Below are 13,940 nucleotides of genomic sequence, written 5' to 3' on the forward strand. Positions count from 1 at the left end.
TTTGCCTGGCGGCTTTAGCGCGGTGGTCCCACCTGACCCCATGCCGAACTCAGAAGTGAAACGCCGTAGCGCCGATGGTAGTGTGGGGTCTCCCCATGCGAGAGTAGGGAACTGCCAGGCATCAAATAAGTGAAGAAGCCCCGCACGAGAGTGCGGGGCTTTTTTACGTCTGCAGATCGTGAAAAACCGCACCATAATCTCCGAAAACAGCCTGAGAACCCCTCTCTGATACGGTAAACTACGGCCAGATAACTCAGTAAAGGCCGTCAAATGTCCAGCCAGCATCCCTCCTTAAAAGCCGACAACACGCTTGGGCTTGAAGTACACACACAAAAACGCATCGTCGCAGAGACGCCAGCCGCCATTCTGGCCGCATGGCAGGATAGCCAGCGTAATCAGACACCTTTTCTTGTGCTCGGGGAAGGCAGTAACGTCCTCTTCCTGGAGGATTTTGCCGGTACCGTGGTGCTGAATCGCATTAAAGGCATCAAAATTCAGGATGAATTTGAGTACTGGAAGTTGCATGTCGGGGCAGGTGAGAACTGGCATCAGCTGGTTAAGAGTACGCTGGAAAAAGGGATCACCGGCCTGGAAAACCTGGCGTTGATCCCTGGAATGACGGGTTCGGCACCGATTCAGAACATTGGTGCCTATGGTGTGGAATTAAAAGATGTCTGCGAATACGTAGATGTGCTTAATCTGCACAGTGGTGAGACAGAACGCCTCGATCGTGAAGCCTGTGAGTTTGGCTATCGTGACAGCATTTTTAAACATCGCTACCAGTCAGGCTATGTCATCGTTGCCGTCGGGATGATCCTGCCTAAGCAATGGCAGCCGGTATTAACCTATGGCGATCTGAAAACGCTTAACCCGGTGACAGCCAATGCCTGGGATGTCTATCACGCGGTGTGCCAGATGCGGCAGAGCAAATTACCGGATCCGAAAGTCACCGGTAATGTCGGCAGCTTCTTTAAAAACCCGGTCGTTACCGAAGCGCAGTGTAGATCCCTGCTAACCCAATTTCCCACTATGCCACACTATCTGATGCCAGATGGAGAAACCAAGCTGGCCGCAGGGTGGCTTATCGATCAGTGTCAGCTGAAAGGGTATCGCAATGGAGGCGCCGCCGTTCACCAGCAACAGGCTCTGGTGCTGATTAACGCTGACCATGCCACGCCTGAGGATATCGTTGCGCTGGCAAAAACAGTGCGCGCCCGGGTGGGTGAAAAATTTGATGTCTGGCTGGAGCCTGAAGTCCGCTTTATTCAGGCGCAGGGTGAGTGCAATGCTGTCGGGGTGATCGCATGAAAGACCACAGCGTCCCGCTAAAACTGGTCGATATTTTATCTGATGGTGAGTTTCATTCTGGCGAGCAGCTGGGCGACACTCTGGGCATGAGTCGTGCCGCCATCAACAAGCACATCCAGACACTAAAAAGCTGGGGCCTGGACGTCTATACCGTGACAGGGAAAGGCTACAGTCTCTCTGCCCCGATACAGCTGCTGGATGAGCAGGCAATTCTGTCACAGGTGAAGCAGGGTAATGTCTCGGTTATCCCGGTGATTGATTCCACAAATCAGTATCTGCTGGAACGCATGCATGACATGCCGTCTGGCGCCGCCTGCATAGCAGAATACCAGCAGGCAGGTCGTGGCCGTCGTGGTCGTCAATGGTTCTCTCCTTTTGGTGCCAACCTCTACATGTCCATGTACTGGCGTCTTGAGCAGGGTCCGGCTGCGGCGATGGGTCTTAGCCTGGTCATTGGCATTGTCATGGCTGAAACATTACGTGCACTCGGGGCCGATGATGTCCGGGTAAAGTGGCCCAATGATATTTACCTGAACGATCGGAAACTGGCAGGTATTCTGGTCGAACTGACCGGTAAAACCGGTGATGCTGCGCAGATCGTGATGGGAGCAGGCATCAACCTGGCGATGCGGACAGCGGATGCTTCACAGATTAATCAGGGCTGGATTAACCTGCAGGAGGCCGGAGTAAGCGTGAACCGCAATGAACTGGCAGCCCGTCTGATCAACAGCCTGCGCGAGGCCCTGCCGCTGTTTGAGCAGGAGGGATTAACTGCCTTCATCTCGCGCTGGGCGGCACTGGACAATTTTATTAACCGGCCCGTTAAGCTGCTCATCGGCGAACGTGAAGTGCATGGTATTGCACGGGGCGTCGACAGCCAGGGGGGGTTATTACTGGAGCAGGATGGCGAAATAAAAGCCTGGGTGGGGGGGGAAATATCACTGCGTCCTGTCTGATCAAAAAAGCCTGCACTGATGCAGGCTTTTTTATGACCGCTGTTATTTACGCAGGCGAACCTTATCGACCGCATGATCGCCACTTTTGGTCATGATCAGGCTGGCCCTTTCACGTGTCGGCAGGATATTTTCCTGCAGGTTGAGCCAGTTAATCTCTTTCCATAGATTACCCGCTATCTCAACCGCTTCTGCCTCTGAGAGCTGGGCGTAATGGTGGAAGTAGGAGTCCGGATCGGTAAAGGCACCCTGGCGGAATTTCAGAAAGCGATTGATATACCAGCTTTGCAGAAGGTCTTCCTCTGCATCTACATAGATTGAGAAGTCAACGAAGTCCGAAACAAAGACATGATGGGGGTCATGGGGATAGTCCATGCCACTCTGTAATACGTTCAGACCTTCCAGAATAAGAATATCTGGCTGCTGTATCACTTTATCGCCATCAGGGATGACATCATAAATCAGGTGCGAATAGACCGGGGCGGTCACCTGACTGGCGCCGGATTTTAAATCGGAGACGAAATTGACCAGCCGGTGCATATCATAAGATTGCGGGAAACCTTTTTTCTTCATTAAGCCACGCTCTTTCAGCACGGCATTAGGGTGAAGGAAGCCATCCGTCGTGATCAATTCCACTTTACGATGTTCAGGCCAGCGGCTGAGCAACGCCTGCAGTACACGCGCAGTCGTACTTTTACCGACCGCGACGCTCCCCGCGATACTGATGATATAGGGGATTTTCTGGCTATTAGTGCCCAGAAATTGCTCCAGTACAGCCTGCCGACGAACGTTCGAGCTGATATAGAAATTAAGCAGACGCGAAAGTGGCAGATAAATTTCTGCGACTTCCTCCAGCGAAAGATCTTCGTTGATGCCCTTGAGCTGCGCGATCTCTTCCTCTGACAGCGTCATAGGCACAGAATCACGTAATGCAGCCCACTGCTCACGAGTGAACTCCAGATAAGGCGTTGTCAGGGGGGTTGTTTTATCCATAAGCATGCATCTGACCGCAAATTCATTACTATCAACCGCGTATTAGCCGATAAGCAGGACAGCACGGGTAAAGTGAATCACGAATCGCTGGTTTATCAGTGAGAACAATGGGCTGGAGGGTATCACCAGTATGGCTTTTAACAGAAGTAAAAAGATAAACGCGATCGCGCTTTCGTCGGCATATCCACAAAACGTTGCAGTGCCTTTAATTTTTACTGCTTTATCGTTGTTTATGATATTGCAGGCCGGCACAGCTAATATGCGACGTTTTAATCTGCTTATACGGTCATCGCTGTGCCTGACTGGCTGTACGGCGTAATAAGACGCTTGCAGTGAGGCTGATACATGTCACGCGCAACCTTTCGCAAAAAAACAAACAGTACAAAGACATTTTAAACGCTTCCTTTCAGCGCAAATCGTCATAGTGAGAAAGAATGCGCATGACAATATGCCCCTGCTTTCGATAGAAGTGCGCCGCTCCATGAGAAAAAAGGGTTCTGCCAGAGTTAAAAAAGCCTCATTCAGCACCCCGACGTAAAAAAAAGGGTGCTGGCCACTCATTTTATTCGCATAAAAGAGAAGGGCAGAGAGATTTAAGACGGTGGCACGCTCAGACTAATCCTGTGAAAACAGAGCCAGATTGCACAAATAATCTGCAAAAAAACGTTAAAATGCGATGATTTGCACAAATAGTAAGCGATAGAAAAAAATATGCGATTTTTTAGTTGCATCCAGGGCCCGACCTTCCTAGAATGCGCTCCACTTGATGCCGGCTTAGCTCAGTTGGTAGAGCAACTGACTTGTAATCAGTAGGTCACCAGTTCGATTCCGGTAGCCGGCACCAATCAAGTAGGTGGGATTCCCGAGCGGCCAAAGGGAGCAGACTGTAAATCTGCCGTCACAGACTTCGAAGGTTCGAATCCTTCTCCCACCACCATCTCAGCCTCGCGGTTGAGTACAGATAAACGGCCTGTTTATCTGTCAGGTGAGTCACTTATCACCCTGAATTCAGACTGAGCGTTAGCGAAGTCAACGTCGGTCAGCTTCGCTGGCAGACAGTAGATAGCAGAGAAACATTCACTGTTATCTGCAAGCTACAGAAAGAACAGGTAGCCGAGTTCCAGGATGCGGGCATCGTATAATGGCTATTACCTCAGCCTTCCAAGCTGATGATGCGGGTTCGATTCCCGCTGCCCGCTCCAGATGTGCTGATATGGCTCAGTTGGTAGAGCGCACCCTTGGTAAGGGTGAGGTCCCCAGTTCGACTCTGGGTATCAGCACCACTTCCTTTAATCTCCCTCCTGATTTTCTCTGTAACTTCCTTGCAGTCAGGCATTGCCTGGTTAATGTGATGATATCATTGATATATCCGTGTCTTAGAGGGACTAGCGATGGCTAAAGAGCAATTTCAACGTAACAAACTGCACGTAAACGTGGGCACCATCGGTCACGTTGACCACGGTAAAACCACCCTGACTGCAGCTATCACTACCGTACTGGCTAAAACCAACGGCGGCCAGGCTCGTGCGTTCGACCAGATCGACAGCACGCCTGAAGAAAAAGCCCGCGGTATCACCATCAACACCGCTCACGTTGAGTATGAGACTGCTGCACGTCACTACGCTCACGTTGACTGCCCAGGCCACGCCGACTATGTGAAAAACATGATCACCGGTGCTGCGCAGATGGACGGCGCGATCCTGGTTGTTGCTGCGACTGATGGCCCGATGCCGCAGACCCGTGAGCACATCCTGCTGGGTCGTCAGGTTGGCGTTCCTTACATCATCGTGTTCCTGAACAAGTGCGACATGGTTGATGATGAAGAGCTGCTGGAGCTGGTAGAGATGGAAGTACGTGACCTGCTGTCACAGTACGACTTCCCAGGCGACGACACGCCAATCGTTCGTGGTTCTGCTCTGAAAGCGCTGGAAGGCGACGCTGAGTGGGAAGCGAAAATCATCGAGCTGGCTGAGCACCTGGACAACTACATCCCGGATCCAGTCCGTGCGATCGACATGCCGTTCCTGCTGCCAATCGAAGACGTATTCTCAATCTCTGGCCGTGGTACTGTTGTTACCGGTCGCGTTGAGCGCGGCATCGTTAAAGTCGGCGACGAAGTTGAAATCGTAGGTATCAAAGATACTGCGAAATCAACCTGTACCGGTGTTGAGATGTTCCGTAAGCTGCTGGACCAGGGTCAGGCAGGCGAAAACTGTGGTGTTCTGCTGCGCGGTATCAAGCGCGAAGACATCCAGCGTGGCCAGGTTCTGGCTAAGCCAGGCACCATCAAGCCACACACCCAGTTCGAGTCAGAAGTTTACGTTCTGTCTAAAGACGAAGGTGGCCGCCATACTCCGTTCTTCAAAGGCTATCGTCCACAGTTCTACTTCCGTACCACTGACGTGACCGGTTCAGTAGAGCTGCCAGAAGGCGTTGAAATGGTCATGCCAGGCGACAACATCAAAATGGTTGTTACCCTGATCCACCCAATCGCAATGGACGAAGGTCTGCGCTTCGCAATCCGCGAAGGTGGTCGTACCGTTGGCGCGGGTGTTGTTGCTAAAGTTATCGCATAATTACCGATAACGTTTGACGCAATGCACACGGAAAGGGCATCATTTGATGCCCTTTTTGCACGCTGTTTCATAGAACCTGGCTCATCAGTGATTTTCTGAATCATAATCATTGCTGAGACAGGCTCTGTTATGCGGCGTTGGATACCGAGTTACGCCCCAAAAGCTCATTCGGTTTGGACGCCTCGCACTGCGGGGCAGAATAGTTTCTGAATTATTGTGGCAGGTTGGTTTATGAGTGCGAATACCGAAGCTCAAGGGAGCGGGCGTGGCCTGGAAGCGGTAAAGTGGGTAGTAGTCGTATTACTGCTGCTTGCAGCGATTGTAGGTAACTACCTCTATCGTGATGTGTCACTGCCACTGCGTGCATTAGCCGTAGTTGTACTGATTGCAGCGGCTGGCGGCATTGCGCTTTTAACGATCAAAGGCAAAGCGACCGTGGCTTTTGCTCGTGAAGCAAGAACAGAAATGCGTAAGGTTATCTGGCCAACCCGCCAGGAAACGCTGCACACCACGTTAATCGTTGCCGCGGTTACTGCCGTGATGTCACTGATTTTGTGGGGGCTGGATGGTATTCTGGTCCGTCTGGTATCGTTTATCACTGGCCTGAGGTTCTGAGATGTCTGAAGCTCCAAAGAAACGCTGGTACGTCGTACAGGCGTTTTCCGGTTTTGAAGGCCGCGTAGCCCAATCGCTGCGCGAGCATATCAAATTGCACAACATGGAAGAGCTGTTTGGTGAAGTCATGGTTCCGACTGAAGAAGTCGTTGAAATCCGTGGTGGCCAGCGTCGTAAGAGCGAGCGCAAGTTTTTCCCGGGATACGTACTGGTTCAGATGGTGATGAATGACGCCAGCTGGCATTTAGTCCGCAGCGTTCCGCGCGTGATGGGTTTCATCGGCGGGACATCTGACCGTCCTGCACCTATCAGCGATAAAGAAGTTGATGCGATCATGAATCGTCTGCAGCAAGTCGGCGACAAGCCTCGCCCCAAAACGCTGTTTGAACCAGGTGAAATGGTTCGTGTTAATGACGGTCCGTTCGCTGACTTTAACGGTGTGGTTGAAGATGTGGACTACGAGAAGAGCCGCCTGACGGTATCCGTTTCCATCTTTGGTCGTGCAACACCGGTTGAGCTTGACTTCGGTCAGGTGGAGAAAGGTTAACCTCTTCCCGCTCACAAATTAGCTGTTGCAGCAGGCGCGAAATTTAACTACAATTTCGCGCCTTTTGTTTTTATGCGCTGGCAACGGCGAATGAATCGTTATCACGGGGAGCCTTTACAGGCGCTATAACCCAATTGAGGAAATATCATGGCTAAGAAAGTCCAGGCCTACGTCAAGCTGCAGGTTGCAGCTGGTATGGCGAACCCAAGTCCACCGGTTGGTCCAGCTCTGGGTCAGCAGGGTGTTAACATCATGGAATTCTGTAAAGCGTTCAACGCTAAGACCGAATCTCTGGAAAAAGGTCTCCCGACTCCTGTTGTTATCACCGTATACAGCGACCGCTCTTTCACCTTCATTACCAAAACGCCTCCGGCTGCCGTACTGCTGAAAAAAGCAGCGGGCATCAAGTCTGGTTCTGGTAAGCCGAACAAAGATAAAGTCGGTAAAGTGACTCGTGCTCAGGTACGTGAAATCGCAGAAACCAAAGCTGCGGACATGACTGGTTCTGACGTTGAAGCGATGACTCGCTCAATCGAAGGTACTGCTCGTTCCATGGGCCTGGTAGTAGAGGACTAAGAAATGGCTAAGCTGACCAAGCGCATGACCGTAATTCGCGACAAAGTTGACGCGACCAAGCAGTATGACATTGCTGAAGCTGTTGCTCTGCTGAAAGAACTGGCAACTGCCAAGTTCGTTGAAAGCGTTGACGTTGCTGTCAACCTCGGCATTGATGCACGTAAGTCTGATCAGAACGTACGCGGCGCGACCGTTCTGCCACACGGTACTGGTCGTTCAGTACGTGTTGCTGTCTTCGCCCAGGGCGCTAACGCTGAAGCTGCTAAAGCAGCTGGCGCAGAGCTGGTAGGCATGGAAGACCTGGCTGATCAGATCAAGAAAGGCGAAATGAATTTTGACGTTGTTATTGCTTCTCCGGATGCAATGCGCGTTGTTGGCCAGCTGGGCCAGATTCTGGGTCCACGTGGCCTGATGCCAAACCCGAAAGTCGGTACTGTAACCCCTAACGTTGCTGAAGCGGTTAAGAACGCTAAAGCAGGTCAGGTTCGTTATCGTAACGACAAAAACGGCATCATCCACACTACCATCGGTAAAGTGGACTTTGACGCTGACAAACTGAAAGAAAACCTGGAATCCCTGCTGGTTGCGCTGAAAAAAGCTAAACCATCACAGGCTAAAGGCGTGTACATCAAGAAAGTCAGCCTTTCAACCACCATGGGCGCCGGCGTTGCCGTTGACCAGGCTGGTCTGAACGCAACAGCAAACTAATTGCTGCTTGAAACGGGCGAAAAATTCACCTAGAATCTTACGCCCGTTGTTCTGTTATTAGCAGAACAGGACACCAGAGAGCCAGAACCGACTGTTGCGTTTATCGCCATTCCCTCTGACTCTGCTGCGTCGCACAGAATTTAGGTTGGAGCCAGGCCTTATCCTGGCCTCCGTCCAAGACCGCAGGTGCTGTTTATCTCCGGATATTCCGCTTAATCCCCTGCGTAGACGGTGACAGAACCAAAAGAATTTTTTCTTAGCTGGATTCTGCTCACCGTGTTCGAGCGCTTATTACCCTTCGGGGTGAGTAAGTGAAGTGAGTTCCGGGGAAATCCTTTCCCGGTCAAATCCAGGAGCAAAAGCTAATGGCATTAAATCTTCAAGACAAACAAGCGATTGTTGCTGAAGTCAGCGAAGTAGCCAAAGGTGCGCTTTCAGCGGTTGTTGCGGATTCCCGTGGCGTTACCGTTGATAAAATGACCGAACTGCGTAAAGCAGGCCGTGAAGCTGGCGTTTACATGCGTGTTGTTCGTAACACCCTGCTGCGCCGCGTCGTTGAAGGTACTCAGTTTGAGTGCCTGAAAGACACGTTTGTTGGTCCGACCCTGATTGCATATTCTATGGAACACCCGGGCGCTGCTGCTCGTCTGTTCAAAGATTTCGCGAAAGCGAATGCAAAATTTGAGGTCAAAGCTGCAGCCTTTGAAGGTGAGCTGATCACGGCGGCCAATATTGACCGTCTGGCAACGCTGCCGACCTACGAAGAAGCACTGGCACGTCTGATGTCGACCATGAAAGAAGCCGCTGCCGGCAAACTGGTCCGCACTCTGGCTGCTGTACGCGATGCAAAAGAAGCGGCTTAAGGCCTTATTCTTTTCTTCGTACCTGCTTACGTATAAACTTTTTCTGATTCTTAGGAACAATTGTCATGTCTATCACTAAAGACCAAATTCTGGAAGCTGTTGCAGCGATGTCCGTAATGGAAGTTGTTGAGCTGGTTTCTGCTATGGAAGAAAAATTCGGCGTTTCTGCTGCTGCTGCTGTAGCTGTTGCTGCGGGCCCGGCTGAAGCTGTTGAAGAAAAAACTGAATTCGACGTCGTACTGAAAGCTGTTGGCGCGAACAAAGTAGCAGTCATCAAAGCTGTACGTACTGCAACTGGTCTGGGCCTGAAAGAAGCCAAAGACCTGGTTGAAGCAACTGGCGTAATTAAAGAAGGCATCAGCAAAGATGACGCAGCTGCACTTGAAGCTGCTCTGAAAGAAGCTGGCGCTGAAGTTGAAGTTAAGTAAGACAGCCTTCGGGTTGCAGTCTGAGTAGTTTCAGACTGATGGCTGGTGACTTTTTGGTCACCAGCCTTTTTGCGCTACAGGGTCTCAATGGGGTTTCACACTGTTTGTCCATTGTTGCTCTTCAATATCTTTCTCTATCGACGACTTAATATACCGCTTTCCTGTGCGGGTTCCCTGCCTTCTCAAAAGCGATGAAATGATTTAAGCGTGATAGAAAGAGGTATTGCACTGCTGCCGCGCAGCCAGTGAATCAAACAAAATCGTGTTGCATGAACTGTCCTGTCAGGACGGACAGCGTGGGTCGACTTGTCAGCTAGCTGAGGAACCCTATGGTTTACTCCTATACCGAGAAAAAACGTATTCGTAAGGATTTTGGTAAACGTCCGCAAGTACTGGACATACCTTATCTCCTTTCCATCCAGCTCGACTCGTTCCAGAAGTTTATCGAGCAAGATCCAGAAGGTCAGTACGGACTGGAAGCTGCATTCCGCTCTGTATTCCCTATTGCGAGCTACAGCGGCAACTCTGAGTTGCAGTATGTCAGCTACCGCCTGGGTGAACCTGTCTTTGACGTGAAAGAGTGTCAGATCCGTGGCGTGACCTATTCGGCACCGCTGCGCGTGAAACTGCGTCTGGTGATCTATGAGCGCGAAGCGCCAGAAGGCACCGTAAAAGACATTAAAGAACAAGAAGTCTACATGGGCGAGATTCCGCTCATGACCGACAACGGTACCTTTGTTATCAATGGTACCGAGCGCGTTATCGTTTCTCAGCTGCACCGTAGTCCCGGCGTGTTCTTTGATAGCGATAAGGGTAAAACCCACTCATCGGGTAAAGTGCTGTACAACGCACGTATCATCCCTTACCGCGGTTCATGGCTCGACTTTGAGTTTGACCCGAAAGATAACCTGTTTGTCCGTATTGACCGTCGTCGTAAGCTGCCGGCCACTATCATCCTGCGCGCGTTACAGTTCACCACACCTCAGATCCTCGATATCTTCTTCGAGAAAGTGGTGTTTGAAATCCGTGACAACAAGCTGCAGATGGAGCTGGTGCCTGAGCGCCTGCGCGGTGAAACCGCGACCTTCGATATCGAAGCGAACGGCACCGTCTACGTCGAAAAAGGTCGCCGCATTACTGCGCGCCATATTCGTCAGCTGGAAAAAGATGGCATTCAGCACATCGAAGTCCCGGTTGAATATATCGCGGGCAAAGTGGTCGCTAAAGATTACATCGATGAGAGCACCGGTGAGCTGATTGTTGCAGCGAACATGGAACTGTCACTGGATCTGCTGGCTAAACTGAGCCAGTCCGGTCACAAGCGCATCGAAACGCTGTTCACCAACGATCTGGACCACGGTCCATATATGTCCGAGACCCTGCGTGTCGACCCAACCAGCGATCGCCTGAGCGCGCTGGTTGAGATCTACCGCATGATGCGTCCTGGTGAGCCGCCAACACGCGAAGCTGCAGAGAACCTGTTTGAGAACCTGTTCTTCTCAGAAGATCGTTACGATCTTTCTGCGGTCGGTCGTATGAAGTTCAACCGCTCATTGCTGCGTGATGAAATCGAAGGTTCAGGCATCCTGAGCAAAGATGACATCATCGAAGTGATGAAGAAGCTGATCGACATCCGTAACGGTAAAGGTGAAGTGGACGATATCGACCACCTCGGTAACCGTCGTATCCGTTCAGTGGGTGAAATGGCTGAGAACCAGTTCCGTGTCGGTCTGGTCCGTGTTGAGCGTGCGGTTAAAGAGCGTCTGTCTCTGGGCGACCTTGACACGCTGATGCCACAGGACATGATAAACGCGAAGCCGATTTCGGCTGCGGTGAAAGAGTTCTTTGGTTCAAGCCAGCTTTCTCAGTTTATGGATCAGAACAACCCGCTGTCAGAGATTACGCACAAACGTCGTATCTCTGCTCTCGGCCCGGGTGGTTTGACGCGTGAGCGTGCCGGCTTCGAAGTGCGTGACGTACACCCAACGCACTACGGTCGTGTCTGCCCAATCGAAACCCCTGAAGGCCCGAACATCGGTCTGATCAACTCCTTGTCTGTCTATGCACAGACCAATGAGTACGGTTTCCTTGAAACACCTTATCGCCGTGTTATCGATGGTCTGGTTTCTGACGAGATTCACTACCTCTCTGCTATCGAAGAGGGTAACTACGTTATCGCTCAGGCGAACGCCCCTCTGGATGACAACGGCGCGTTTGTTGATGACCTGGTCACCTGCCGTAGCAAAGGCGAATCAAGTCTGTTCAGCCGCGATCAGGTTGACTACATGGACGTTTCCACCCAGCAGGTGGTTTCTGTCGGTGCATCCCTGATCCCGTTCCTGGAACACGATGACGCCAACCGCGCCCTGATGGGTGCGAACATGCAACGTCAGGCCGTTCCGACTCTGCGTGCTGATAAGCCGCTGGTGGGTACCGGTATGGAACGTGCTGTTGCCGTTGACTCCGGTGTAACAGCCGTGGCGAAACGTGGCGGTACCGTACAGTACGTTGACGCATCACGTATCGTTATCAAAGTTAACGAAGACGAAATGCATGCTGGCGAAGCCGGTATCGACATTTACAACCTGACCAAATATACCCGTTCTAACCAGAACACCTGCATCAACCAGATGCCATGTGTTTCTCTGGGTGAGCCGGTTGAGCGCGGCGACGTGCTGGCAGATGGCCCGTCCACCGATCTGGGTGAACTGGCTCTGGGCCAGAACATGCGCGTGGCGTTCATGCCGTGGAACGGCTACAACTTCGAAGACTCCATCCTGGTCTCCGAGCGCGTGGTTCAGGAAGATCGCTTTACGACTATCCACATTCAGGAACTGGCTTGCGTGTCGCGTGACACCAAACTGGGGCCGGAAGAGATCACTGCTGATATCCCGAACGTGGGTGAAGCTGCACTCTCTAAACTGGATGAGTCAGGCATCGTCTACATCGGTGCTGAAGTGACCGGTGGCGACATTCTGGTTGGTAAGGTAACGCCTAAAGGTGAAACCCAGCTGACGCCAGAAGAAAAACTGCTGCGCGCTATCTTCGGTGAAAAAGCCTCTGACGTGAAAGATTCGTCACTGCGCGTGCCGAATGGCGTGTCAGGTACCGTGATCGACGTTCAGGTCTTTACCCGCGATGGCGTGGAAAAAGACAAACGTGCGCTTGAAATCGAAGAGATGCAGCTGAAGCAGGCCAAAAAAGACCTGTCTGAAGAACTGCAGATCCTGGAAGCGGGCCTGTTCAGCCGTATCCAGAACGTACTGATTTCGGGTGGCGTTGAAGCAGACAAACTGGACAAGCTGCCGCGCGAGCGCTGGCTGGAACTGGGTCTGACTGACGAAGCCAAGCAAAACCAGCTGGAGCAGCTGGCAGAGCAGTACGACGAACTGAAGCACGAGTTTGAGAAAAAACTCGAAGGTAAGCGTCGTAAGATCACCCAGGGCGATGATCTGGCACCAGGCGTGCTGAAAATCGTTAAGGTTTATCTGGCTGTTAAGCGTCAGATTCAGCCGGGTGACAAAATGGCAGGCCGTCACGGTAACAAAGGTGTTATCTCCAAGATCAACCCGATCGAAGATATGCCTTACGATGAAAACGGCACGCCGGTTGACATCGTTCTGAACCCGCTGGGCGTACCATCGCGTATGAACATCGGTCAGATTCTGGAAACGCACCTGGGTATGGCGGCGAAAGGTATCGGCGAGAAAATTAACGCCATGCTGAAGAAGCAGGAAGAAGTCGCGAAACTGCGCGAATTCATCCAGCGCGCCTATGACCTGGGTACCGATCTGCGTCAGCGTGTTGATCTGAATACCTTCTCTGATGACGAAGTACTGCGTCTGGCTGAGAACCTGAAGAAAGGTATGCCAATCGCCACGCCGGTGTTTGATGGCGCGAAAGAGAGCGAGATCAAAGAGCTGCTGCAGCTCGGCGGCCTGCCTTCTTCCGGTCAGATTACCCTGTTTGACGGCCGTACCGGTGAGCAGTTCGAGCGTCAGGTAACCGTTGGCTACATGTACATGCTGAAACTTAACCACCTGGTTGATGACAAGATGCATGCACGTTCTACCGGTTCCTACAGCCTGGTTACTCAGCAGCCGCTGGGTGGTAAGGCGCAGTTCGGTGGTCAGCGCTTTGGTGAGATGGAAGTATGGGCACTGGAAGCATATGGTGCCGCGTATACCCTGCAGGAAATGCTTACCGTTAAGTCTGATGACGTCAACGGCCGTACCAAGATGTATAAAAACATCGTTGACGGTAACCATCAGATGGAACCGGGCATGCCGGAATCCTTCAACGTACTGTTGAAAGAGATTCGCTCGCTGGGTATCAACATCGAGCTGGAAGACGAGTAACCCCTTTTCAGGCTG

Annotated in this window: 11 protein-coding genes, 4 tRNA genes and 1 rRNA gene; 15 read left to right on the forward strand and 1 reads right to left on the reverse strand. The window is 51.8% G+C overall.

All coding sequences use genetic code 11. From position 1 onward, the window contains the following. Positions 1-4: 4 nt before the first annotated feature. From rrf to birA, 3 genes are all read left to right on the forward strand, one after another. Positions 5-120: ribosomal RNA gene (gene rrf / locus QSK07_RS22325) — 5S ribosomal RNA — on the forward strand. A 150-nt stretch (positions 121-270) separates the two neighbouring features. Further along, positions 271-1,308, forward strand: coding sequence for a UDP-N-acetylmuramate dehydrogenase (murB, locus tag QSK07_RS22330; RefSeq protein ID WP_285723252.1), 1,038 nt, complete (start codon positions 271-273; stop codon positions 1,306-1,308). Beyond that, complete coding sequence (gene birA / locus QSK07_RS22335) at positions 1,305-2,264, forward strand: bifunctional biotin--[acetyl-CoA-carboxylase] ligase/biotin operon repressor BirA (RefSeq protein ID WP_147790107.1); 960 nt, start codon at positions 1,305-1,307, stop codon at positions 2,262-2,264. The genes murB and birA overlap by 4 nt, the downstream gene beginning before the upstream one ends. 42 nt (positions 2,265-2,306) lie before the next feature. On the opposite strand, the gene coaA is transcribed toward birA, so the two are convergent. Further along, positions 2,307-3,254 carry a type I pantothenate kinase gene (coaA, locus tag QSK07_RS22340; RefSeq protein WP_033784445.1) on the reverse strand — a complete coding sequence of 316 codons (948 nt, stop codon included), beginning with the start codon at positions 3,252-3,254 and terminating at the stop codon, positions 2,307-2,309. A 768-nt stretch (positions 3,255-4,022) separates the two neighbouring features. Between coaA and QSK07_RS22345 the strand changes: the two genes are divergently transcribed. The 12 genes from QSK07_RS22345 (at position 4,023) to rpoB (ending at position 13,925) form a co-directional block, all read left to right on the forward strand. Next, positions 4,023-4,098 (forward strand) — tRNA-Thr (locus QSK07_RS22345). A gap of 8 nt (positions 4,099-4,106) precedes the next feature. Next, positions 4,107-4,191 (forward strand) — tRNA-Tyr (locus tag QSK07_RS22350). 190 nt (positions 4,192-4,381) lie between these two features. Next, positions 4,382-4,456 (forward strand) — tRNA-Gly (locus QSK07_RS22355). Positions 4,457-4,461: 5 nt separating this feature from the next. After that, positions 4,462-4,537: transfer RNA gene (locus QSK07_RS22360), tRNA-Thr, on the forward strand. A gap of 108 nt (positions 4,538-4,645) precedes the next feature. After that, entirely contained in the window at positions 4,646-5,830 is a 1,185-nt protein-coding gene (gene tuf, locus QSK07_RS22365; RefSeq protein WP_098051824.1) for an elongation factor Tu, read from the forward strand. A 231-nt stretch (positions 5,831-6,061) separates the two neighbouring features. Continuing rightward, on the forward strand, positions 6,062-6,445 hold the full coding sequence (gene secE / locus QSK07_RS22370; RefSeq protein ID WP_285723253.1) for a preprotein translocase subunit SecE: 384 nt from the start codon (positions 6,062-6,064) through the stop codon (positions 6,443-6,445). A 1-nt stretch (position 6,446) separates the two neighbouring features. Beyond that, positions 6,447-6,992: a transcription termination/antitermination protein NusG gene (gene nusG / locus QSK07_RS22375; RefSeq protein WP_013359732.1), complete on the forward strand. Its 546-nt coding sequence runs from the start codon at positions 6,447-6,449 to the stop codon at positions 6,990-6,992. Between the two features lie 147 nt (positions 6,993-7,139). After that, complete coding sequence (gene rplK / locus QSK07_RS22380) at positions 7,140-7,568, forward strand: 50S ribosomal protein L11 (RefSeq protein ID WP_006121495.1); 429 nt, start codon at positions 7,140-7,142, stop codon at positions 7,566-7,568. A gap of 3 nt (positions 7,569-7,571) precedes the next feature. Next, the gene (gene rplA, locus QSK07_RS22385; protein WP_010261038.1) at positions 7,572-8,276 is read left to right on the forward strand and encodes a 50S ribosomal protein L1; all 705 of its coding nucleotides are present in this window, start codon (positions 7,572-7,574) and stop codon (positions 8,274-8,276) included. Positions 8,277-8,641: 365 nt separating this feature from the next. After that, positions 8,642-9,139: a 50S ribosomal protein L10 gene (gene rplJ / locus QSK07_RS22390; RefSeq protein WP_003848098.1), complete on the forward strand. Its 498-nt coding sequence runs from the start codon at positions 8,642-8,644 to the stop codon at positions 9,137-9,139. Between the two features lie 65 nt (positions 9,140-9,204). Continuing rightward, positions 9,205-9,567, forward strand: a complete 363-nt coding sequence (gene rplL, locus QSK07_RS22395) for a 50S ribosomal protein L7/L12 (protein ID WP_009092660.1) — start codon at positions 9,205-9,207, stop codon at positions 9,565-9,567. A gap of 329 nt (positions 9,568-9,896) precedes the next feature. Continuing rightward, on the forward strand, positions 9,897-13,925 hold the full coding sequence (rpoB, locus tag QSK07_RS22400) for a DNA-directed RNA polymerase subunit beta (protein ID WP_013359733.1): 4,029 nt from the start codon (positions 9,897-9,899) through the stop codon (positions 13,923-13,925). Positions 13,926-13,940: the final 15 nt, after the last annotated feature.

The organism is Pantoea sp. QMID4, assembly GCF_030270445.1.
GTDB lineage: Bacteria > Pseudomonadota > Gammaproteobacteria > Enterobacterales > Enterobacteriaceae > Pantoea > Pantoea vagans.

What these genes read in the sequence shown, in the direction of transcription:
- rplK (WP_006121495.1), top strand. Translation starts at nt 7,140, where the DNA reads ATGGCTAAGAAAGTCCAGGCCTACGTCAAGCTGCAGGTTGCAGCTGGT.
- coaA (WP_033784445.1), bottom strand. Translation starts at nt 3,254, where the DNA reads ATGGATAAAACAACCCCCCTGACAACGCCTTATCTGGAGTTCACTCGT.
- nusG (WP_013359732.1), top strand. Translation starts at nt 6,447, where the DNA reads ATGTCTGAAGCTCCAAAGAAACGCTGGTACGTCGTACAGGCGTTTTCC.
- rplL (WP_009092660.1), top strand. Translation starts at nt 9,205, where the DNA reads ATGTCTATCACTAAAGACCAAATTCTGGAAGCTGTTGCAGCGATGTCC.
- rplA (WP_010261038.1), top strand. Translation starts at nt 7,572, where the DNA reads ATGGCTAAGCTGACCAAGCGCATGACCGTAATTCGCGACAAAGTTGAC.
- tuf (WP_098051824.1), top strand. Translation starts at nt 4,646, where the DNA reads ATGGCTAAAGAGCAATTTCAACGTAACAAACTGCACGTAAACGTGGGC.
- secE (WP_285723253.1), top strand. Translation starts at nt 6,062, where the DNA reads ATGAGTGCGAATACCGAAGCTCAAGGGAGCGGGCGTGGCCTGGAAGCG.
- murB (WP_285723252.1), top strand. Translation starts at nt 271, where the DNA reads ATGTCCAGCCAGCATCCCTCCTTAAAAGCCGACAACACGCTTGGGCTT.
- rplJ (WP_003848098.1), top strand. Translation starts at nt 8,642, where the DNA reads ATGGCATTAAATCTTCAAGACAAACAAGCGATTGTTGCTGAAGTCAGC.
- birA (WP_147790107.1), top strand. Translation starts at nt 1,305, where the DNA reads ATGAAAGACCACAGCGTCCCGCTAAAACTGGTCGATATTTTATCTGAT.
- rpoB (WP_013359733.1), top strand. Translation starts at nt 9,897, where the DNA reads ATGGTTTACTCCTATACCGAGAAAAAACGTATTCGTAAGGATTTTGGT.